A 20,237-nucleotide genomic window follows, 5' to 3' on the forward strand; every position below is an offset into this window, starting at 1 on the left:
CGATGGCCTTCCAGCGGAAAAAGCCGGAAGCGCTGGGCGTCAAGGCACCCTTTCCCGGCTTCATTGAGCCCGCACTGGCATCCTCAATCGATCGCGTCCCATCCGGCGAGCGATGGATCCATGAAATCAAATTCGACGGCTATCGTGTTCAGGTGCATCTCGCCAACGAAGCAGTGAAGGTTTTCACTCGGCGGGGTCACGATTGGACCCGCCGCTTCAAGAAGGTCGCCGAAGACGCCTGGCACATCAAGGCGAACTCGGCCATCATCGACGGCGAGGTCGTGGTGCCGGCCGCCGATGGCAGCACCGATTTCTCGGTCTTGCAGAATGAGCTAAAGGGCACCTCAACCAAGATCGTGCTCGTCGCCTTCGATCTGCTTTATCTCAACGGCCGCGATCTACGGAAAGTCCCCCTGCTCCAGCGCAAGGCTGCGCTGAAGAAGATCATCACCGACACCAACGTCCAGTTCAGCGAGAGTTTCGAGATCGACGGGCGCGAGATGTTTGCGCACGCCTGCAAGGTCGGACTCGAAGGCGCAGTCTCCAAGGTGCGCGACAGCGTGTACCCGGTGGGTCGCAGTAATAATTGGGTGAAGAAAACCTGCGCACAGCGCGAGACCTTGACAATCGCCGGCTACGCGCTCGACGAGGGCAAATGGGACGGCATTTATCTTGGTCGGCGCAAGGGCGAGGATCTGGTTTATGCCGGCAAGGTCGATCACCGCTTCGACAAGACATCGGCCGCCGAGCTGCGAAAGAAGCTTCAATCGCTTGTCCGGAAGACCCAGCCTTACGCGAAGCGGATAGCGCACAAAGGCATCTGGGTCGAACCGAAGCTGCTGGCGGAGATCGAGTACCGCGCCAAATCAGCTGAGGGAAAGGTGAGGCATCCGTTCTTCAAGGGGCTGCGCGAGGATCTTTAGAGCATTGTACGCCTGCCCTGGAGACGAGCAAATGTTTATCTGCTAATTATCCTGCTGGCATGACTACACTAGCATTGATGGTCCCCGCACTGCTCAATCGCTGACGCAGCGCGCGACGGCCCCGAGCGTCCGGGAGGCCTGGGACAGGAGCCGGGACGCCGGGCCGCGAGCGCGCGGCTTGTCAAGCGCACTAAAGCAACCCTCCGCTTTCCGTGCGTCCGCGCGCTCACAATGATAAGTTGCCACATTAAATTCGGCGGTAGACCGCTTGCAAAGTGTTTTACGAGGAACGCTGGCGCTCGACCAACCCGCGTCATGAAGCGCCTCATCAGTCAGCGCAGAGCCGACATGATAAGCCGATCCAGCGCGCGGTCCGGCAGCCAGCGCCGCATGAATAGAATCGGGCCGGCGAGCCTGCCGGCATGATATCGCGTCCGCGGGCGCTTGGCCTCGATCGCCCGCAGGATCAGGTCGCTGACGACGCGCGGGGAAGGAATCTTGCCCAGCCCGGTCATGACCCTCTGCATCTTGATCACCAGGTCGGCATACGCTCCGTTGCCGGAGTAGCGTTCCGCTTCTTCCGCAGCGATGCCCCCCATTCGGTCTCTATGCCGCCCGGCTCGATGACGACGACGTCGATGCCGAACGGACGGACTTCGTACCGCAACGTATCGGAATATCCCTCGAGCGCGAACTTGGAGGCGTGGTACCAGCCGCCGAGCGGAGACGCGACCTTTCCGCCGGTCGAGGAGATGTTGACGATCTTCCCTGACTTCCGCGCGCGCATGTGAGGCAGGCATAGTTGCGTCATGCGGGCCACCCCGATCAGATTCACCTCCATCTGGCGGCGGCCGACGTCGATCGGTACGTCCTCCAACGCGCCGAACTGACCGTAGCCGGCGTTGTTGATCAGGACATCGATCCTTCCTCGCTCGGCGACGATACGGTCGACGGCGGCAACCATTGTGGCGTCGTCGGAGACGTCGACCGAAAGGGCCGTGCCGCCGGCCGCCTCGATGTCCTTCATGCGCTCGACGCGACGTGCCGCGCCGTAGACGACGTAGCCCGCCGAAACGAGCCTCAGGGCGATGTCCTTGCCCATTCCCGAAGACGCGCCGGTGACGAGAGCTACGCGTCTGTCCTCGATGCTCATCTGTCGTCCATCCTTGGCTGGTCAGTTTTTCAGGCCGATCGACGACGCTCGGCGAACGAGCCGCCGTCGCCCGTCACTTGGGGGCGTACTGCATCTCGCCGTTGCCGAACGACCAGTTTTCCGGAGACACGTCGACCAGGTTGATGAAGACGTCCTGCTTGCGGATGCCCGTCTTCTCTTGGATGTCGTCCGCGACCTTGCGATAGAAGGCTTTCTTCACGTCGGTGGTCCGACCGGCATTCCATGTGATCTGGATGAATACGATCCCGGGAGTGTAGTCGATGCCGAGGTAGCCTTCCTTCGGGTAGACCAGGTCGCCCGGCGCATGTGTCGAGACGATCATGAACTTGTCGTGGACAGGGACCTTCGCGATGGTCGTCATCGCGTCGTAGACGATGTCGCTGAGCTTCCGGCGCACTTCCTGGGAAATCGAAGCGTCGACGTCTATTCTTGCGAGGGGCATTTTCAAACTCCTTGTTCGGTGGGTGGAATGATTTCCCGTGCATCGTCGCTGACGGGGCGGATGACGACATTCGGGAAGCGCTCGCTACGGGACGTGACCGTTCAGCGTGTCGGTCTTTCCCGCCTGCCAGTCGTCGCTAAGGCCTCCGTACATCGTGTGGTACATCTCGTCGCCCGCGTGCTGAGTGAACTCGACGTTGATCGTCGTCTCGTCGAGCCCGCAGATCTCGATGCACGCCGCCACCAACTGGCGGGCGAGCTCCGCGCGGACCTCCTTCTCGCGACCCTGGCGGATGTCGCACATCAGCAGCGCCGCCGGCCGAGGGTCGCCCGGCCCGCATCGCCACAGGCCGCCCTCTCCGAGCTCGCGGATGGCGATGCTAATCCGATTGATGTTCGCGCTCATCACGTCGGCGTAGATCTCGCCCATGCGCTTGGCGAGGCGACGCTTCTGGTCGACCGAATGCTTGAACGGAGTGTCCAACTGCAGGTAGGGCATTTCGAAATCCTTCAGGCTTGAGTTCAAATGCGACGGAGGTCTACCGCTTCGCGGCGAGCCCCTTCAGATATGACTGCAGCGGCGCAGGAAGGCCCTCGAACCATTCCTGCTCCTTGCCGGGCGGCGGCAGGACGTGCCCGTACTCGACCATGTCCGAAGGCTCGAGGTTGCAGAGGTAGACCCAGACCGATTCCTGCGGAATGTTCGCGATGGCGCTGACGTCGCGCGCGATGTCAACGATGAGCCCTCGACGCACGTCCTCGGACCGGCCGGCCCGGACATCGCCGCGGATCCAGATGTGGCCGTCGGACGGTTCGCCGCCCAGGTAGCGTCTGACCGACGTGTTTTCCTCGATGACAACCTGAGCGAAGTAGGAAGGCGCGCCCGTCGCTTCGCTATGGCGCTGGCCGATCGCGATCGCTACCCGGTCCTTCTGCTCGTCGCTCAGGAGTTTCGGAGGAACGGCGCACACATACGTCGGCATGGGTATCTCCTTCGTGTGAGCTAGGTGCGGGCGGCGGCGAGCAGATCGCCGGGTCTGATCGGGAGGCGTCGGAGACGGATGCCCGTGGCGGCGAAGATCGCGTTTCCGATCGCCGGCGCGACGACCGTGGTCGGCGGTTCTCCGAGGCCCATCGGCGCCTCGACGCTGTCGACGAAAGCGATGTCGAATTCGGGCACGTCGCTGATACGCACCGGCGTGTAGGTGTCGAGGTTGGTGTCGCGGACCTTGCCGTTCGCGAAGTCCGTCCCTTCGTGCAGCGCCATGCTGAGGCCCCAGAGCATTGCGCCTTCGGCCTGCGCACGCGCGCCGTCCGGATCGATGATCGTGCCGGCGTCGATGTCGAGCCACAGCTTGCGCACCGCGACGACGCCCGCCCTTCTGTCCACCTCGACCTCGGCGGCGCAGGCGCACCAGGTCGGCATTCCACGCTCCTGTCCGAACGAGCTCGCAAGCCCCAGTCCGGTATTTGCGGGCAGCGAGCGTCCCCACCCGGCGCGCTCGGCGACCCGCCGCAGCACGTTCGCCTGCCGGTTCGCGCCACCGACCGCATTCGGCGCCGACCCCGCGTTGATGCCCCGACCTGTTAGGCGCGCGAGACGGAAGACGAGCGGATCCTGACCGATGCTTCGGGCGGCCTCGTCCATGAAGGATTCGAGCGCCCAGTTGGTCCAGCCCGGCGCCACCGCACGCAGCCATCCGGGACGGAAGCTCTTCTGCGCCAGATCGTTGTTGATCGCGCGCACGCGGAGCACGCCCACATCGTACCAATGGTCGGCGCCCGCGATCGAAAACGGATCGTAGAGCGCGCCGTTCGTGCCCTTGACGAGCCCGACCGGGAACATCGCCTTGGTCGGCCAGCCCGCGACGGCCGCGTGATCCATCACGACCGGTCTGCGGTCGGCGTCGAAGCCGATCTTCAACGTCTGCACAGTCGGCGAGCGGATCGAGTCGAGCACGGAATCGTCGGCGCGCGTGAGGATCATCTTCACCGGCCGGCGAAGAGCTTTGGCGGCCAAGGCTGCCGGGACGCTGTAGTCGCCGTTCAACCGACGCCCGAACCCGCCGCCGATGAGATAGGTCCGCATGACGATCTTTTCGGGCGGCAGTCCTAGCGCTTTGGAGAGTACGGGCAGAATGAAGCTCTGCGCCTGGTTGCCCGTGTGGATCTCCATCACTCCGTCCTTCTCGAACGCCAGCGCGTTGACCGGTTCGAGCTGGAAATGGAGCACGCCGGCAGTCGTGTAGGTCGCCTCGACGGTCGTCTTGGCCTGACCGAAGGCGGAGGCGGCGTCGCCTCCGCCGGTGTCGAGGACGGCCCCAGCCGCCGGATCGGCGATGAGGCGGGAGGCATGCGCCTGAAGATCGTTGTCCGAGACCTGGGCGGTCTCGTCGTTCTGCCAGGCGACTTGTACAAGCTCGGTGGCCCGCACCGCCGCGGGATAGGTCTCGGCGATCACCATGACCCAGCCCGGGACCGTGCCGGATGGATCGTCAAGGGCGGTGCTACGCAAATAGCCCTTCACCTTGCGCGCGGCGCTGTCGTCGATCGAAAGAACCTTGGAGCCATAACGCGTCGGCGGCAGTTTCGGCCGCGCGAAGACCATGTTCTCGACCTCGGCGTCGATGCCGTAGACGGCCTCGCCCTTGGTTTTGGGCGGGATGTCGAGCGCGCGCGTCGGCCTCCCGATCAACGTGCGCTTGTCGGGTGTCTTGATCTTGAGGGCCTTGAGCTCGTCGGCGCTGAATCGCCTTGACAGGTCACCTCGACGTACGATCTCGCCGTATCCGATCGAACGATCGCTTGCCACGACGCGGCCCTGGCGCGCGACGCAATCCAGCGGGTCGACGCCAAGCAGCTTCGCGCCTTCTTCGATGAGGGTCATGCGGCCCGCCGCTCCGGCCCGGCTGAAGTCCGGGTAGGAGGACCACACCGAGGTGCTGCCGCCGGTGATCATGGGTCCCCACTTCGGGTCGGTATCCACGCTCACGAGCCGCACCTGGCTCCAGTCCGCCTCAAGCTCGTCGGCAAGGATGCGCGCGAGCGCCGTCCCGATGTGTTGCCCCATCTCGGCCTTGGCTATGTTGATCGACGTGACGCCGTTCGTGCCGATGCTGAACCAGATGGTCGGCTCGAACAGCGGGCCCCTCGTTTGCTTGAAGGGATCAGGTAGAGGAAGCAAATTGGTCGCGCCGGCCGGCGGCCCGAATCCGAATGTCGCACCGGCCGCAACGCTCGAAATCAGGAAAGTCCTGCGCGAGATCACCACTTCTTCGCTCGGGCGCAGCGGCCTATTCATGGCCCGCACTCCCGGCGGACAAGGCTGCGGCCGCCTTGATCGCCGCGCGGATGCGGGGATACGTCATGCAGCGGCACAGGTTGCCCGACATCACCGCGTCGATGTCCGCGTCGGTAGGCGCCGGAAAGTCCTTCAACAGCGTGGCCGCCTGCATGATCTGTCCCGACTGGCAGTAGCCGCATTGCGGCACCTGCAGATCGCGCCAGGCCTGCTGCACCGGATGATCGCCTTGCGGGTGCAGGCCCTCGATCGTCGTGATCTCCGCTCCCTCGACGGCACCGATCGGAGTGATGCAGGAGCGCGACGGCCGACCGCCGACATGGACGGTGCAGGCGCCGCACATACCTATCCCGCATCCGAACTTCGTGCCCTTCAGCCCAAGCTCGTCGCGGATGACCCAGAGGAGAGGCGTATCGGTCTCCTCGCCGGCGCTGACAGAACGTCCGTTGATCCGGAAATTTGTGGGCATGTTATCCCTCTCCTTTTCCCTGTGCGCGGATTTCACCGACGGTCTTCTCGAGGTGCGGCCACGGCGGCTCGTTGGTGCGGGTGCGGCGGAGATAAGCGGCGATCCGGGCAACCTCTGCGTCGCTGAAGCCCGAGCCGAAGGCCGGCATCACCAGCCCGCTCGCACCTTCGGATGCGTCGATCCCGAACAGGATCACCCGGATCAGGTTGGCGGGATCGGCAAGATGGACGGCGCTGTTGAGCGCAAGATCGGGGCGGCTCGCGTTGATGCCCACTGAACCGTTGTAGTGGCAGGACGCGCAAGCTGCGGCATAGAACCGGGCATCGGGATCGATCTGACGACCAGTGCTGGTCGCATCGGCCTGCAGGGCCTTGGTCACGGCTGCTGCGGCAGTTTGAGATCGCGCGGCATCGCCGCCGACGGAGGCGACGTAAGTCACGAGCGCCTCGCGGTCGTCCGCGGACAAGGCGGCAAGCCCGTGCGCGGCCGGCGACATCGGACCCGAGGGCGTGCCGTGGAAGCGGCTGAGACCCTCGAACAGGTAGGCGCGCAGTTCGTCCGCAATCCAAGGCACGGGGGACGGGTTCGCGGCCGTGAGCGCCGGCGCGAACCAGCCGTCCACCGCAGCGCCCGCGTAGCGCGCGGGCCCGCTCCGTTCGGCGCCGAGCGGATTGCGCGGCGTATGGCAGGCCGAGCAGTGGCTCAGGGCTTCGGCGATGTATGCGCCTCGATTCCACTTCGCGTCGTGATCCGGAGAAGGCTCGAACCTGCCCGACCGGAAGAACAGCAGCTTCCAACCGGCCTGCAGCGCGCGGATTCCGAGCGGAAACAGAAGTTCGTTCGGGCGCGCCGGCGCGTGGACCGCGGGCTGCGTCATCAAGAAAGCGTAGATCGCATCGACATCGTCGTCGGAAACCTTCGTGAAGTGGTCGTAGGGAAAGCCCGGAAAGAGATGCGAGCCGTCCCGGGCGATGCCTTCGTGCACGGCGCGGCGGAAGGCCTCCTTCGACCAGGCGCCGATCCCCGTCTCGCGGTCCGGCGTGATGTTGGTCGAATAGAGCGTTCCGAACGTGCTCTTCATGGCGTAGCCGCCGGCGAACGGTTGTCCACCCTTCACGCTGTGGCATGTCGCGCAATATCCCGCGGAGGACAGCATCGCTCCGCGCGACACCACGCCGGCACTGAAGCTCGACGAAGGCGGCGTCGCGATTTCCGGTATCGTCGGCCGCCAGGCGAATGCGGCGAATCCGAACAGGCCGGCCACGCCCAAAGCGGTCGCACGCAGCACCCACCGGCGGAGCTCCCTGGCGTTCGCTCGCTTATTGGGCTGCGAGTGCGACGAATTGGAAGTCGGCACGATCATGCTCTCCGACGTTCTAGTTGGCGCGAGGGGCGAAACCCCAATAGGGGGACAGCGGCACGATGACGGGAGCCTGCAGGACGCCCGCGCGGACCATCGGCAGTCGGCCGAGCTTTTCGGCAGCGTCGTCGACCGAGTTCGCCTCGACGATCGCGAACGCCCCGCTGCCGTCGCTTCGCAGCCATACCTGCCGGATCAGGTTCTCCATGTAGAGGCCGCGGACCGCCTCGAACTCGGCCTCCAGAAGCTCGTGCGGAGGAGGTGTCTGTGCCTTTTCGGGATTCAGGCTGAAGAGGACCATCAACTGCATGTGCGTCGTCCTTTCGCGTTGCGAGTGCGGCCCGGATGAAAGCGGGGCCAGTGCCGGAAGTGGGCCCGGTGTCTTGGCCGCTCCGGCCGCGCACCTACGAGTAGGCCTCTCCGTCGCCGCCTCAAATGTCTAATAAACGACAGTTTAGGACATGCCGTCAGGCCTCGATCATGGCTTCCCTTCCCCGCGGTCTCGAAAAGGCTGGCCCCCGCAAAGCCTTCGTTGGTGTGTACGGTTCATCAATTGGCGTTTTGATAGAGGTAGTAGTGCCGGAAGCGGTAGATTATAACCCCGAAGCCGCAAGGGCTTTTGAATTGGGTTCATCAATGAAGCGGGGCGAACTCGACGACCTCGTGGCGTACGGGACCATCGCCCGGGCTCGCAGCTTCACCCGCGCAGCAGCCGAGCTTGGCGTTTCGCCGTCCGCCTTGAGTCACATGATGAAGGGGCTCGAGACGCGCTTGGGGGTCCGGCTACTGGCGCGCACGACGCGCAGCGTCGCCGCCACGCTGGCCGGCGAGCGGTTGCTGCGCTCCATCGAATCCGCCGTCGAAGAAGTCGAAACCGGCCTTGCCGCCATGGGCGAATGGCGCGGCGATCCCTCCGGCGCCATCAGGCTCACCGCGTCCCAGTTTGCCGCTCAGGCGGTGTTGGCGCCTGCGCTACCGAAGTTTCTGCTCGCAAATCCTAAGATCTCGGTCGAGGTCAGCGTGGACAGCCGCCTGATGGATCTGGTCCGGGACGGATTCGATGCTGGGATCCGGTGGGGAGGCAACGTCGCCCAGGACATGGTCGCCGTCCGCGTAGGTCCGGATACGCGCCTAATCGTCGTCGGCTCCCCGGATTATTTCGAGCGGAATCCTCGCCCGCAAACGCCGGCAGATCTGGATCGCCACAACTGCATCCTCTATCGCCTCGTCACGGGTGGCGGACTTTTCCCATGGAAGCTCGAGCGTGACGGAAAGGAAGTCCGTACCCGTGCCGGCGGCCAGCTCGTCCTCGACGATCCGGACCTTGCGGCGACGTTGATCTTGGCCGGTGCCGGACTGGGACTGATGCTCGAACCGAAAGCAGCGCCGCACCTGGCGGACGGACGGCTCGTCCAGGTCCTCGACGACTGGTGCGTCCCGTTCCAGGGGCTGCACCTCTACTATCCGAGCAGGCACGTGACGCCCGCCCTGCGGGCATTGATCGATGCGCTGAGGTGGAAGCCGTCCGACGCGTTGCGCGTCTAAGCCGCAGTCTCGCGATCGTCGACCTCGTCCTGGATGTCGATCGACTCGAGCCGCGCGTTGCGACGGAGCACCTGCGGCGGTTGCCCGAACGCGCGCAGGAACGCGCGACGCATGTGGTCGCGGTCGCTGAAGCCGGTTTGCCGGGCCACCTCGTCGATCGAGTGCCGGCTCTGCTCCATCAGATTGCGCGCGCCCTCGACCCGGAGATTCTCGATCGCCTTGGCGGGTGATTGCCCCGTCTCGGCGTGGAATGCCCGGCTGAATTGCCGCGGGCTCAGGCGAGCCGCATCGGCCAGGTCCGGGACGGTCAGGGGCTTGTGCAGATTGTCCCGCGCGTAGGTGAGCGCGGCCTGGATGCGGTCCGACTTCGGAGACAGTTCGAGCAGCGCGGAGAATTGCGATTGGCCGCCGCCGCGGCGATGATAGATGACGAGCTTGCGCGCCACCAACTTCGCAAGCTCCGGACCGAGGTCGTTCTCGATGAGCGCCAGCCCGAGGTCGACGCCGGCGGTCATGCCGGCGGACGTCCAGATCGGGCCGTCATTGATGAAGATGCGGTCCTCCTCCATCTTCATCAACGGGTAGGCCCGCTGCAGATCACGCGCGTGCATCCAGTGCGTGGTGGCGCGCCGACCGTTCAGAAGCCCGGCCTCGGCGAGCACGAAAGCGCCGGTACACACCGCCGCGATGCGCCGGTGACGTTTGGGAGCGTCGCGCACGAAGGCGATCAGACCCGGCGTAGATGGCTCCGGATAGGTCGCGCCGCCGACGACGAGCGTATCGAACGGCTTTTCCGTGAACATCTCCGTCTGAAGCGTCACGCCGGCCGACGTCTTGACCGATCCACCGCGCTCCGAGACGAAGTGGAGGTCGTAAGGCTTTGGATCGACCATCGAATTCGCAACTTCGAAGCCTGCCGTGACGGCGAGGGCCATCAGCGAATATCCGGGGTAGACGAGGAATGCGATGTCACGCATGGCGGCCTCCGACGTCCTAAATCTACGTTTGTATGACATTTGAGACTTGGGGATGCAACCCTATTCTCTATTTGCACGCTCGATCCCGAGCATCAAAGACGGAGAACACCCATGACCAACACGTCCTCCAAAGGCGTGGCCCTCATCACCGGGGCATCGACGGGCATCGGCGCCATCTACGCCGACCGCCTCGCCAAGCGCGGCTACGACCTGATCCTGGTCGCCCGCAACAAGGATCGTCTCGACACGTTGGCCGCGCGTTTGCGGTTGGAGACCGGCCGCCAGATCACCGCGCTGCAGGCCGACCTCAGCGACAAGACCGGCATCGCGAAGGTCGAAGCCGCCATCCATGAAGATCCTAGCATCACCATGCTGGTGAACAATGCCGGCGTCGGCTCGGTCGCTTCGATCCTCCAGGCGAACGTCGACAAGATGGAAGCGATGATCGAACTCAACATCACCGCTCTCACTCGCCTGACCTACGCGGCTGCGCCGGCGTTCGTCGAACGCGGCACGGGCACGATCATCAACATCTCGTCGGTGGTCGGCATCGCGGTCGAGGCCCTGAACGGCGTCTACAGCGCCTCGAAGTCCTACGTTCTGAGCTTCGGTCATTCGCTGCAGAAGGATCTCGCCGATAAGGGCGTTCGCGTCCAGACCGTGCTGCCCGGCGCCACCGCCACCGAGTTCTGGGACGTCGCTGGCTACGCGCCGCAGAAGTCCTCCGAGATCACCATGCGAGCAGAGGACCTTGTCGACGCGGCATTGGCCGGCCTCGACGCAGGTGAGACGGTAACCATCCCCGGCCTTCACGAAGGCGAGGCATGGACCCGATGGGAGCAGGAACGCCGCGACCTGGCCCCCAAATTCCGCAACCCCAAACCCGCCGCACGCTACCACGTGGCCTGACCGGCTTCTCCCACCGAACCGGGGACCTCGCATCTCCAACGCTGTCCCCTCCAAACTAAGGCAATCGAAATGTTTTTCCGCAAACTCGGCGGCGCGCTGGCGCTCGCCCTAACAATGGTGACTCCAATGACCGCTTCCGCACAAACCAAAGGCAAAGTTCTCGTCGTGATGTCCAGCGCCAACGCGCTCGATTTGAACGACGGCAAGACCTACAAGACCGGCTACTATCTGAACGAGTTCGTCGTCCCCTACCGCAAACTGGTCGAGGCCGGATACGAGCCGGTCATCGCCAATCCGAAGGGCGACCTGCCCGTGATGGACGTCAACTCCAACAACGCGATGTTCTTCGGCGGCGACGACGACGCCCGGGCCGCGGCGCTGAAGTACGCCGAGGGGCTCGAGCAGCTGAAGCATCCGAAGACACTGGCTTCCGTCGTCTCGGAAGGCACCAACGGATATGTCGGCCTGTTTATCCCGGGCGGTCATGCGCCGATGGTCGACCTGCTCAAGGACAAGAACCTCGGCAAGATCCTGACCAGATTCCACGAGTCCGGTCGTCCGTCCGTTCGGGCCTTCGAGCGCCTGCTCTTCGCGCCGACCGCGGGCGCGTGGCAACGCAGCGGGCAAGTCGAGGCGCTCGACAAGCGCGGTCATACGGCGGCCTCCTCAAGTAGGCGGTTGCAGCACAGAGACGGACGTCAGCAGCCACCACAATCAGTATAATGATCCATGGGTTAAGGTCATCGCGCCGATGTCTCAGATGGGTCAATCGCGTCGGTTGGCCCCTCAACCGACGACTACCGGTTTGCGTCCGATTCCGGACATGTCGCTGCGTCCCGCCACCGACGCGATGGGCCATGAGCCGACATCGCTCCAATCAAGCGGCGATACTTGTCGGGCTTCTTAGCGGCCGTAAGGGAAGCAGCGGCGGCGATCGAGTGTGAGGCCGAAATGCACTCCCAGCGCAGCGATGGCCGCGTCCTGCTCAGGATAAGGATCGGCATTGGATGCGGCAACGATGATGATCCGGAACCCGCCGCGGTCCTTGCCACCCGGTGGCAGCATCGCTGTAGCCAGGGCATTGCCCTCCCTGTCGCGCAGTGTGAGGAAAACCGGCATCTCTCGCTGTACATAGGCCTCGAGGCCAATGTCGCGCTCGATCGCGTCCGGCCGCTCCGGACGCCAGGACTGGCCTTCTCCCGCTCGTAGCGGAAATATTTCTCGACTGTGTGGCCCATCAGGCGCGACTCATGCGCCGCTTCACCTTCCGTCTCGATACGGAACCAGGTCTTACCCTTCGGCGCGTCGCAAACGTACCGCATTTTGCTCGTCCCGCGATCGCCGCAATTCTAGGGCGGCGGGCCTACAAAGCCAATATGAGGCTCGCTCCCGTGTATAGCGCTGCACGATCAGAGGGGCTAAGAGTTCTTGATTGGACGTTGAAGTTCTAGTGAGCCCAAACAATACTAGGTCGACGGGAATAATCCTCTTCAAGGAGCGTCCCGATGCCTGACGTAAGGGAAAAGCAACGCGAAGCCCGCCGGAAGATCATTCGCCAATGGGCGAAGCTTCCGAAGGATAGACGGCAGTCTATGGAGGGGATTTCTGAATTCGCCAGGACCGCCGCTCAGCAGAACGATAACGCATTCGTCCGCAGTCGTCGCGATCCGTATCAGACGATCATAGGATGGCTATTGCCGCGTGCTCATCTCTGAACGACTGAGTCCTCTGCACATCCTTCGAAGGCGACACCGGGTTCTTCAGCTTGCCCCCATGTGGCGAACGGCCCGCGCGATTTAGGGAGCAAACCACGCACCTTGTCGCAAACCACATTGAGCGCGATTTTGTGAATCCGATCAGGCGACGCCCGATTTCCGTTTAGGGTCACAAGCGGCGGTTTGGCCGCGAGCGCGCAATGTCCGGTCTGGCCCCGACTACGGTCGTGCTGAACGTCGCCTTCATCTTCACCTATGGGCCATGAGGGGCGAAAGGCGTTGTCCAGCCCGCCCTGACGCCTGCCGATCTCGCTAGTTGTTTAGGTGATGAAGACGACCCGCGTTTCCAGCGAAACCCGCCGGTACAAATCCTCGACATCGTCGTTCACCAGCCGGATGCATCCGGAAACGACGAGATGGCCGATCGTCTTCGGCGAATTCGTGCCGTGGATGAGCAGTCCGGGCTTGTCGAGCAACAGTGCGCGGGCGCCGAGGAAACTCCCGGGACGGCCGGCCGACGCCTGCAAGGCCTCGGTGTCCCTGCTACTCGTAGCGGAAGGCTGCCAGTCCGGCCATTCCAGCTTGTTTGCGATGCGGAAGAAGCTGCCGCCCTTCTGGCAGGCCTGCGCGATCCCGATGCCGTAGCGGCGCGCGGAATTGTTGTTATCGATCAGGTAGAGAAAGCGGTTTTCGCGGTCGACCACGATCGAGCCGGGAACGACGGTTGTTCGGTAAAAGACCACTTGTCGCTGTAGCGCGAACGGCAGGCCTTCGCCTGTGGAGCCGCCATCGACGCCAGGCTTGAGATCCGCCATTACGGCCTCTTCGCGCACACGCTGCAACTTGGGCGGCGACGATGTGGCATTGCTGGCAACAATGGCCGGTCCTTTAATAGCGACGTAGACGTAGAGCAAGGCCGACGCGGCGATGGCAGCAACTAGCGCGGCCGCGCCGATGGCGAACGGCCTCCAGTTCCTCCCCGTCGACAACACCTCGTTGATTTCAGCCGCGGCGTTCGCTTCCTCGGCGGCGAAGTCATCCTCGATCCGCCGAATGGCGTCCTCCAGCGCGGCGGCGTGCGACGACGCGGCCTCGCGCGTGAGGTGGGATCGCGTGATCAGTCCAAAGGCGTCCTTGTAAATCCGGTCGCGCGCCGTGGCGTCCTTGCCTGCGACGGCTTTCGTGATCAACGCATAATAGTCCACGTCCATGGTCGGCCCCCCAAAGGAATTATCTGACGGGAGGCGCGTACTGAATTCCGCCCTGCGTCCAGAGCCCGTTCAGCCCGCGCGGGATGCTGAGATTCGACTGCGTTCCGACATTTCTCTCGTAGATTTCCCCGTAATTGCCGACCGCGCGCACCGCGCGAGCGGCCCAATCCTTTGTAAGGCCCAGCTGCTCGCCGAACTCGCCTTCGCCACCGAGCAGGCGCCTGATGTCGGGATTTTGCGATTTCGCGGCGTCGTCGACCGTTGCCGACTTGACGCCCAATTCCTCGGCATTGATCACCGCATAGAGTGTCCACTTCACCAAGTTGAACCACTGGTCGTCGCCTTGCCGCACCGCGGGCCCAAGCGGCTCCTTCGAAATCACCTCCGGCAAGATGATGTGGCTGTCGGGCGCGGACAGCTTGAGGCGCTCGGCGTAGAGTTGCGACACGTCACTGGTCAGCACGTCGCATTTGCGATCATCATAGGCCTTTCGGCTCTCTTCCGCAGTGTCGAGTGCCAGCACCTTCAGTGCCATGTCCTTGGTGCGAAAATAGTCCGTCAGGTTCAGTTCGCTGGTGGTGCCGGTCTGGGTGCAAACCGTCTTGCCTCCTAGCTGCAACGCGGTATCGATCCCGGTATCCCGACGCAACAGAAAGCCCTGACCGTCATAATAGGCGATACCGGCGAACATCAGACCGAGCGAACTCTCCCGCGACATCGTCCAGGTCGAGTTGCGCGACAGCAAATCGATCTTGCCCGACTGCAACGCCGCGAAGCGGGAGGTTGCATCGAGCGGGGTGAACGTCACCTTGGCGGGATCGCCTAAAATCGCTGCCGCAACCGCCCGGCATATGTCGACGTCGAAACCGCTCCAGTTGCTCTTGTCGTCCATGCTGGAAAATCCCAGCAGTCCCTGGCTGACACCGCAATTCAGCAAACCGCGCTCCTTAACGGTTTTCAGGGTCTGCGCGCGGACGGGATGGCTCCCCGCAACAATCATAGCCATCAACATGACGGCCGCGAGGATGGGGCGCTTCCTGAAGTCGGGCATGCCGGTCTCACGACAAGTGGTGGCCACAGCGTTTTTCGGCCAAAGGAATGTCAGCAGTCTAGCACAACCCGAACGACTACCAATACGCTGCAGAACGGCGCGGCCTTCAGACGAAAAACGCATAGGTCCTATCGATCAGCCAAAAGGCCGCCATTGTCCCGATCGTGTAAGCCACAGCAAAGAGTACCGTTTGCTTCTGAACGCGTCTCGCTTCCTTCCATTCGGTCCGAACTGCTCGCGTGTGAAGTTGCAACAGATCATAGGGTTGTTCTGGCAGCATTTAGCATATTCGGCCGGAGACGGGACCGCTCATCGGCTTTGTGAACAGAGACCATGCCGGAAAATAGCACCTCGCGTATCCCCTTCGGGCCTGCTTTCAGTGATGGGCATCGGCGGTTACTGATCGCGACCTCGACCCACGGCGACCGACAAGGTAGACAAAGCTGCCTGACAGGCTCCTCCGCCAATTTGGGAGATCAACATGCAAATCGCGATCGTCGGAGCTGGAGCAGTGGGGTGCTTCTATGGCGGCCTGCTCGCGAGGGCAGGACATGACGTACTGTTCATCGGCAGGCGGGTGCACGTCGATGCGATCAATTCTCGTGGCCTCCTCCTGGACACGCAGAACTTCAAGGGATACTTGCCGGCCAGTGCGGCTACAGACGCAAGCTCCCTCGCCTCGCCCGATGTGGTTCTGGTTTGCGTGAAGTCGGCCGACACAGAGGAAGCAGGTCGGTCTTTGGCTGGACGCTTAGATCAGGAAACGTCGATCCTCAGTCTCCAGAACGGCGTCGACAATCCGCGGCGTTTTCGGGCCGTCACGGGGCATCCTGTTATTCCTGCCGTGGTCTATGTTGGCAGCGAAATGGCCGGCCCCGGCCACGTCAAACATCACGGCGGCGGTGCCCTCGTAATCGGCTCATCCCCAAGAAGCGAAGCGTTGGCACAAATGCTACGCGCGGCCGACATCCAGACGACTGTTACGGATGACATCGAAAAGATCCTCTGGAGCAAACTGGTCACGAACTGTGCATATAACGCGCTCTCTGCCGTCGCTGGCATCTCCTATGGACCGATGCTGGACGTCGACGGCACCAGGGATGTCGTGGCGAGCGCGGTGCAGGAAGCCATCACTATCGCTCGCGCTTGCGGCGTCCTCGTACAGGAGGACCTGCTTGAACAGATCCTCAAAATTCCCGCCGCCATGCCGAACCAGATGTCGTCTACCGCGCAGGATCTCGCGCGTGGCAAGCCAAGCGAGATCGACTTTCTCAACGGGTACGTCGTGCGCAAGGGCATTGAATTGGGCATTCCGACGCCAACCAATCGCGCCCTTCAAGTAATGGTCAAACTGGCGGAAGCGAAGCGCAAACAATGACCCGGCTTGAGACTCTTGCCTCGGCCCTGCTCGTTGAGACGATCGTCGTTGTTGCGGCTCCGGCAAAGGCCGATGATTTTGTTGGACAGGCCAGCGTCATCGACGCGATACGATCGAAATCCATAACGCGCGCATTCGGCTCTGGGGCGTCGATGCGCCGGGAGAGCACACAGTTTTGCCGAGGCCAGGACAGCCTCCAGTATCGCACGAGACCATTCGGCAGGGCCAAGCGCCGATCAATCAAGTTCTGCGAACATCTGACGGGCGATGACCCTACCGTGTTCGAGAATGTCTGCCACATGGGCCTAGAGTGCATCGTGTCGAAGCGGATAGATGCGTCCTCCGCCACAAGGGAATGGTCTCTCAGCGGGCTGGCACCGGCGCGCCCGGCGCAGCACCCGCGACCTCTATATGCGGATTGACCTTGAACGTGAGGGCTACAATGCTGCCGACTAGAGCGCAGCCACCGAGGACCAGCAGCCCGGCGGTGAAGTTGCCGGTCGCGTCTTTGAGGTAGCCCATGACGTAGGGACCGGCGAACCCGGACAAGTTGCCGAGCGCATTGATCCCGGCGATCCCAGCCGCTGCCGAAGCGCCCGTCAGGAAGGCACTCGGTATCGGCCACAGCAGAGGTGGCGTCGCGGAAACACCGATCTGGCTTAGGCAGAGGAAGCCAAGCACCAGAGCCGGGGCCGAGACGAGGCCCGCGCCCGCGAGACCAACCGCGGCAAGGAACATGGCGAAGCAAACGTGCTCCCGACGCTTCAAAGTGCGATCGGAGTTGCGGCTCAGGACGATCATCCCGACGGCGCCAAACAAGAAGGGCACAGCGGAGAGCAGGCCTGTCTCGAAGTTGCTCACGCCGAAGTTCTTGATGATCGTCGGTAAGAAGAACGCCACACCATAGCTCGCCGCGTTAAGACAGAAGTAGACGAACGCGCAGGCGAGGACGCGGAGGTCGGTGAGCGCCTTGAGGATGCCGACGTGCTCGACCGCCACCTTGTGCTGCCTCTCGGCCTCCAGCCGTCCTTCGAGCCAGTCCCTCTCGTCATTGGCGAGCCACGTCGCGATCGTCGGACGGTCCGTTAGGTAAAAGACGACGCCGAAGGCCATTAAGATCGACGGCAAGGCTTCGATGATGAAGAGCCATTGCCAGCCATCGAGTCCAGCGCCGGAGATGTTCAGCAGAGCCCCGGAAATCGGGCCGCCCACAATCGACGAGAACGGGATAGCCAGCATGAAAAGCGAGACAACGCGCGCGCGATAGACCGAGGGGAACCATAGAGTCAGGTAGAAAATGATCCCCGGAAAGAAACCGGCCTCGGCGAGACCGAGCAGGAAACGGAGGATGTAGAAAACCCACTCGCTCGAGATCGCTGTGGCCGCTGCGATCGAGGGGATGAAGGCGAACAGAGCAGAGATGATGCCCCAGCTTAGCATGATGCGGGCGATCCAGAGCCGAGCGCCGAACCTTTCCAACGCGAGGTTGGATGGCACCTCGAACAGGAAGTAAGAGATGAAGAATAGGCCCGCACCCAAGCCGTATGCCGCCTCCGATAGCCCGAGCGCCGAGTTCATCTGTAGTTTGGCGAAACCAACGTTCACCCGGTCGAGGTAGGCGACGAAGTAGCAGACGAAGAGAAAGGGCAGCAACCGCCACATCACCCTGCGGATGGTTCTTGCTTCAATCTCGTCCATGACACCGTTACTCCCTTTCTTGGGGTGACGCTTAGCCGGCCTGCCGGATCAGGACCGGCATCAACCACCTGCATGGGCGCGGACCGGCTCGGCCGGGACGTATCCTCGGGTGCCGAGCGCTGCAGCTCCGCGTGCGCATCCACCACCGCTTTCCGCTTGGGCGCGGTGTTGTTCTCTTCGGCCTTGGCGGCACGATCTTTGGCGGCGCGATCGCGAACCGGCTGCTTCACCGTCCCGGTCGCTTCGGCGACCTGGAACCAGCATCTGCGCCGGCCTTCCACCCGATAGACCCAGTGCTGGCCGTCGGCCGACTTGCCGGGCCGTGACAAGCACCCCACCTCCGCTGACGCGGGCGCAGGGGTTGGCGCGGGATCGGCGTTGAAGAATGCGGAAAATGTGTTCGACGACGCAGACGTCGTCGAGAGACCGGCAAGACATACAAAAGCGGCAAAACAAATTCGCAAATGACCGGACATGGAAACCCCCGGGGTTGCGCCCCTGCCCGACCACGAGCGTTGGCCGTGATCTGGGTCGCAACGCGACTTAAATCCGGCAACGCCGTGGATTCATTTTGGCCGCAGGCGAAATGATTGCGCAGACGAGGGGGGATTATGACAGTGCACTCAATAGCTCCGGCCGCCTTCGCGGGGCCTGTAGCTCAACGGTTAGAGCCGGCCGCTCATAACGGTCTGGTTGCAGGTTCGAGTCCTGGCGGGCATAGCAAGAATATCAGTATCTTGCTTGCTCTTCGTTGCCCCCTGCCCGACTGCCGCACCAGAAACCGCACTAGATACGTCCACTTTTCGTTCGTGAGGCGGTTCGCGCTCCACAATCAAAAGACCCGTGAGATCGTAGGAAGATGGTTCATTCCCGACAGTTGCCTGCCGTAACCAGCGCTTAACCGCTATCGAATCTTGACGCTGGGCTCTAGGAGCACTGTTCAAACTAGTTCCAAGCCCTCCTACCCATGCGGACTTCCACGGCTGATCTCCCTAGCAGCGATGGTCATGTCCGCTAAGGGTTCGATTCCGTTGAAAACGTCTTTTGCGGCGTTGAGACTGTCTAAGAGACACTGGTGCGCTCGATATTTTTGGGAGGCGGGGGACAACTTAGACTTGGGCGGTTTCAACCAGCGCCCTTCCACGCAATCTAAAACGGCATCGACAGCCGAAGTCAGAGATCAGCTAACTTTCGCGCGAATTTTGCTGAGGCGGTATTTTCGACTGTTTCAACACAATCGGCCAACGCCGACATCGGTTGCATACTTGAACGGCACCGAAGGGCCGGTTCGCACGGGGACTTCCCTCTGATCACCAAGAGAACCGTGCGGACGAGATCAGTAGCGGATTCCGCCAGCTGATCATGCCAGCAGTTTCAAAGTTCGTCTCGCTTGCCATGACCGCGAAGCCGGATGTGCGCCCCTAGGACCCCCTAGGACGCTTCTAACGATACGCTTTGACCGCAGGCAAACGACCACGCACAAATTGCTGCGTAACTCTCGCCACGCGCTCGCCAAGGTGTTCGGCGGTCAGAAGATCGGATTCGGGTGGCGCGACGTCAGGTCCTTGATCGTTGTTCGACTGCGCCGCAGCACCGAGCCAGAAGCCTAGCCGATTGAGGTCTTGATCCGAGCCGTGCGTACTATTGTTGCCCGGCGGCAGACCAAGATTGACCCAGTGCATGCCATGTTGTGCAGCAAGGATGGCGAATTGGGTCAGTGTTGCGAGCTTGTCCCCAGACCGTGACGCCGAGTTTGTGAAGCCTGCGGCGATCTTGTCCTTCCAGGCGCCCCTCGAGTAGGATTTTGACGTCGAATCCATGAAGGCTTTGAATGGTCCGGATGCGCTTCCCATGTAAGTCGGGGCGCCGAAGATTATCGCGTCTACTAGTTCGAGATCATCAGAGCGGCCTTGAGCCTCATCTGACGTTAGATAGAGGGCAGATGCGCCCGCGACTCGTTCGATTCCACTTCGTACGGCTTCGGCCTGCCGCGCAGTGTGGCCGAAACCGCTGTGAAATATTACGGCAACGGTTACTGGAGTTGCTGCGTAGTTGATACGATCACTCATGACGAACCCTTCTGTT

21 protein-coding genes and 1 tRNA gene are annotated in these 20,237 nt (G+C 62.7%); 6 read left to right on the forward strand and 16 right to left on the reverse strand.

The window, feature by feature from the left end:
* Window positions 1–2 precede the first annotated feature (2 nt).
* A complete protein-coding gene (gene ligD / locus AB7290_RS39260; protein WP_085399445.1) occupies window positions 3–923 on the forward strand; it encodes a non-homologous end-joining DNA ligase in 921 nt (306 codons plus the stop codon).
* A 332-nt stretch (window positions 924–1,255) separates the two neighbouring features.
* On the opposite strand, the gene AB7290_RS39265 is transcribed toward ligD, so the two are convergent.
* The 9 genes from AB7290_RS39265 to AB7290_RS39305 all read right to left on the reverse strand — a co-directional run bounded on the left by AB7290_RS39265 (window position 1,256) and on the right by AB7290_RS39305 (window position 7,978).
* Window positions 1,256–1,438: a hypothetical protein gene (locus AB7290_RS39265; protein ID WP_343287582.1), complete on the reverse strand. Its 183-nt coding sequence runs from the start codon at window positions 1,436–1,438 to the stop codon at window positions 1,256–1,258.
* Window positions 1,439–1,455: 17 nt separating this feature from the next.
* The gene (locus AB7290_RS39270) at window positions 1,456–2,076 is read right to left on the reverse strand and encodes an oxidoreductase (RefSeq protein WP_349642879.1); all 621 of its coding nucleotides are present in this window, start codon (window positions 2,074–2,076) and stop codon (window positions 1,456–1,458) included.
* 73 nt (window positions 2,077–2,149) lie between these two features.
* Window positions 2,150–2,539, reverse strand: a complete 390-nt coding sequence (locus AB7290_RS39275) for a tautomerase family protein (RefSeq protein ID WP_085399446.1) — start codon at window positions 2,537–2,539, stop codon at window positions 2,150–2,152.
* Between the two features lie 84 nt (window positions 2,540–2,623).
* Window positions 2,624–3,037 (reverse strand): tautomerase family protein, encoded by a 414-nt coding sequence (locus AB7290_RS39280; RefSeq protein WP_085399447.1) that lies wholly within the window; start codon window positions 3,035–3,037, stop codon window positions 2,624–2,626.
* A gap of 40 nt (window positions 3,038–3,077) precedes the next feature.
* Window positions 3,078–3,521 carry a tautomerase family protein gene (locus AB7290_RS39285; protein ID WP_245343989.1) on the reverse strand — a complete coding sequence of 148 codons (444 nt, stop codon included), beginning with the start codon at window positions 3,519–3,521 and terminating at the stop codon, window positions 3,078–3,080.
* Window positions 3,522–3,541: 20 nt separating this feature from the next.
* The gene (locus tag AB7290_RS39290) at window positions 3,542–5,839 is read right to left on the reverse strand and encodes a molybdopterin cofactor-binding domain-containing protein (protein ID WP_441254351.1); all 2,298 of its coding nucleotides are present in this window, start codon (window positions 5,837–5,839) and stop codon (window positions 3,542–3,544) included.
* Window positions 5,832–6,308 carry a (2Fe-2S)-binding protein gene (locus AB7290_RS39295; protein WP_085399449.1) on the reverse strand — a complete coding sequence of 159 codons (477 nt, stop codon included), beginning with the start codon at window positions 6,306–6,308 and terminating at the stop codon, window positions 5,832–5,834. The genes AB7290_RS39290 and AB7290_RS39295 overlap by 8 nt, the downstream gene beginning before the upstream one ends.
* Before the next feature lies 1 nt (window position 6,309).
* A complete protein-coding gene (locus AB7290_RS39300; RefSeq protein WP_441254354.1) occupies window positions 6,310–7,596 on the reverse strand; it encodes a c-type cytochrome in 1,287 nt (428 codons plus the stop codon).
* A gap of 88 nt (window positions 7,597–7,684) precedes the next feature.
* Window positions 7,685–7,978 (reverse strand): hypothetical protein, encoded by a 294-nt coding sequence (locus AB7290_RS39305; protein WP_085399450.1) that lies wholly within the window; start codon window positions 7,976–7,978, stop codon window positions 7,685–7,687.
* A gap of 326 nt (window positions 7,979–8,304) precedes the next feature.
* Between AB7290_RS39305 and AB7290_RS39310 the strand changes: the two genes are divergently transcribed.
* On the forward strand, window positions 8,305–9,213 hold the full coding sequence (locus tag AB7290_RS39310) for a LysR family transcriptional regulator (protein WP_085399451.1): 909 nt from the start codon (window positions 8,305–8,307) through the stop codon (window positions 9,211–9,213).
* Here the strand turns inward: AB7290_RS39310 and AB7290_RS39315 are convergent.
* Window positions 9,210–10,190 (reverse strand): GlxA family transcriptional regulator, encoded by a 981-nt coding sequence (locus AB7290_RS39315; protein WP_085399452.1) that lies wholly within the window; start codon window positions 10,188–10,190, stop codon window positions 9,210–9,212. The two genes, AB7290_RS39310 and AB7290_RS39315, sit on opposite strands and share 4 nt — an antisense overlap.
* 111 nt (window positions 10,191–10,301) lie before the next feature.
* Between AB7290_RS39315 and AB7290_RS39320 the strand changes: the two genes are divergently transcribed.
* Both AB7290_RS39320 and AB7290_RS39325 read left to right on the forward strand, forming a co-directional pair.
* Window positions 10,302–11,099, forward strand: a complete 798-nt coding sequence (locus AB7290_RS39320; protein ID WP_085399453.1) for an SDR family NAD(P)-dependent oxidoreductase — start codon at window positions 10,302–10,304, stop codon at window positions 11,097–11,099.
* A gap of 126 nt (window positions 11,100–11,225) precedes the next feature.
* Window positions 11,226–11,822, forward strand: coding sequence for a type 1 glutamine amidotransferase domain-containing protein (locus AB7290_RS39325; RefSeq protein ID WP_205124632.1), 597 nt, complete (start codon window positions 11,226–11,228; stop codon window positions 11,820–11,822).
* A gap of 180 nt (window positions 11,823–12,002) precedes the next feature.
* Here AB7290_RS39325 and AB7290_RS39330 read toward each other — a convergent pair whose 3' ends face one another.
* The 3 genes from AB7290_RS39330 to AB7290_RS39340 form a co-directional block, all read right to left on the reverse strand.
* Window positions 12,003–12,218 carry a hypothetical protein gene (locus AB7290_RS39330; RefSeq protein WP_244623494.1) on the reverse strand — a complete coding sequence of 72 codons (216 nt, stop codon included), beginning with the start codon at window positions 12,216–12,218 and terminating at the stop codon, window positions 12,003–12,005.
* Window positions 12,219–13,134: 916 nt separating this feature from the next.
* Window positions 13,135–14,025, reverse strand: coding sequence for a L,D-transpeptidase (locus AB7290_RS39335; protein ID WP_085399454.1), 891 nt, complete (start codon window positions 14,023–14,025; stop codon window positions 13,135–13,137).
* A 19-nt stretch (window positions 14,026–14,044) separates the two neighbouring features.
* Window positions 14,045–15,076: an amino acid ABC transporter substrate-binding protein gene (locus AB7290_RS39340; RefSeq protein ID WP_085399455.1), complete on the reverse strand. Its 1,032-nt coding sequence runs from the start codon at window positions 15,074–15,076 to the stop codon at window positions 14,045–14,047.
* Window positions 15,077–15,557: 481 nt separating this feature from the next.
* Here AB7290_RS39340 and AB7290_RS39345 point away from each other — a divergent pair, with 481 nt between their 5' ends.
* The gene (locus AB7290_RS39345) at window positions 15,558–16,454 is read left to right on the forward strand and encodes a ketopantoate reductase family protein (protein WP_085399456.1); all 897 of its coding nucleotides are present in this window, start codon (window positions 15,558–15,560) and stop codon (window positions 16,452–16,454) included.
* A 363-nt stretch (window positions 16,455–16,817) separates the two neighbouring features.
* Here the strand turns inward: AB7290_RS39345 and AB7290_RS39350 are convergent, their stop codons facing one another.
* Both AB7290_RS39350 and AB7290_RS39355 read right to left on the reverse strand, forming a co-directional pair.
* Window positions 16,818–18,152 carry an MFS transporter gene (locus AB7290_RS39350; protein ID WP_085399458.1) on the reverse strand — a complete coding sequence of 445 codons (1,335 nt, stop codon included), beginning with the start codon at window positions 18,150–18,152 and terminating at the stop codon, window positions 16,818–16,820.
* Window positions 18,116–18,628, reverse strand: a complete 513-nt coding sequence (locus AB7290_RS39355; protein WP_135217084.1) for a hypothetical protein — start codon at window positions 18,626–18,628, stop codon at window positions 18,116–18,118. The genes AB7290_RS39350 and AB7290_RS39355 overlap by 37 nt, the downstream gene beginning before the upstream one ends.
* A 171-nt stretch (window positions 18,629–18,799) precedes the next feature.
* On the opposite strand from AB7290_RS39355, the gene AB7290_RS39360 reads away from it, so the two are divergent.
* Window positions 18,800–18,872 (forward strand) — tRNA-Ile (locus AB7290_RS39360).
* Window positions 18,873–19,594: 722 nt separating this feature from the next.
* On the opposite strand, the gene AB7290_RS39365 is transcribed toward AB7290_RS39360, so the two are convergent.
* Entirely contained in the window at window positions 19,595–20,221 is a 627-nt protein-coding gene (locus AB7290_RS39365; RefSeq protein ID WP_085399459.1) for a flavodoxin family protein, read from the reverse strand.
* Between the last annotated feature and the right edge of the window lie 16 nt (window positions 20,222–20,237).

The organism is Bradyrhizobium sp. 613_E4_N2_2, assembly GCF_052075995.1.
GTDB classification, from domain to species: Bacteria; Pseudomonadota; Alphaproteobacteria; order Rhizobiales; family Xanthobacteraceae; genus Bradyrhizobium; species Bradyrhizobium barranii.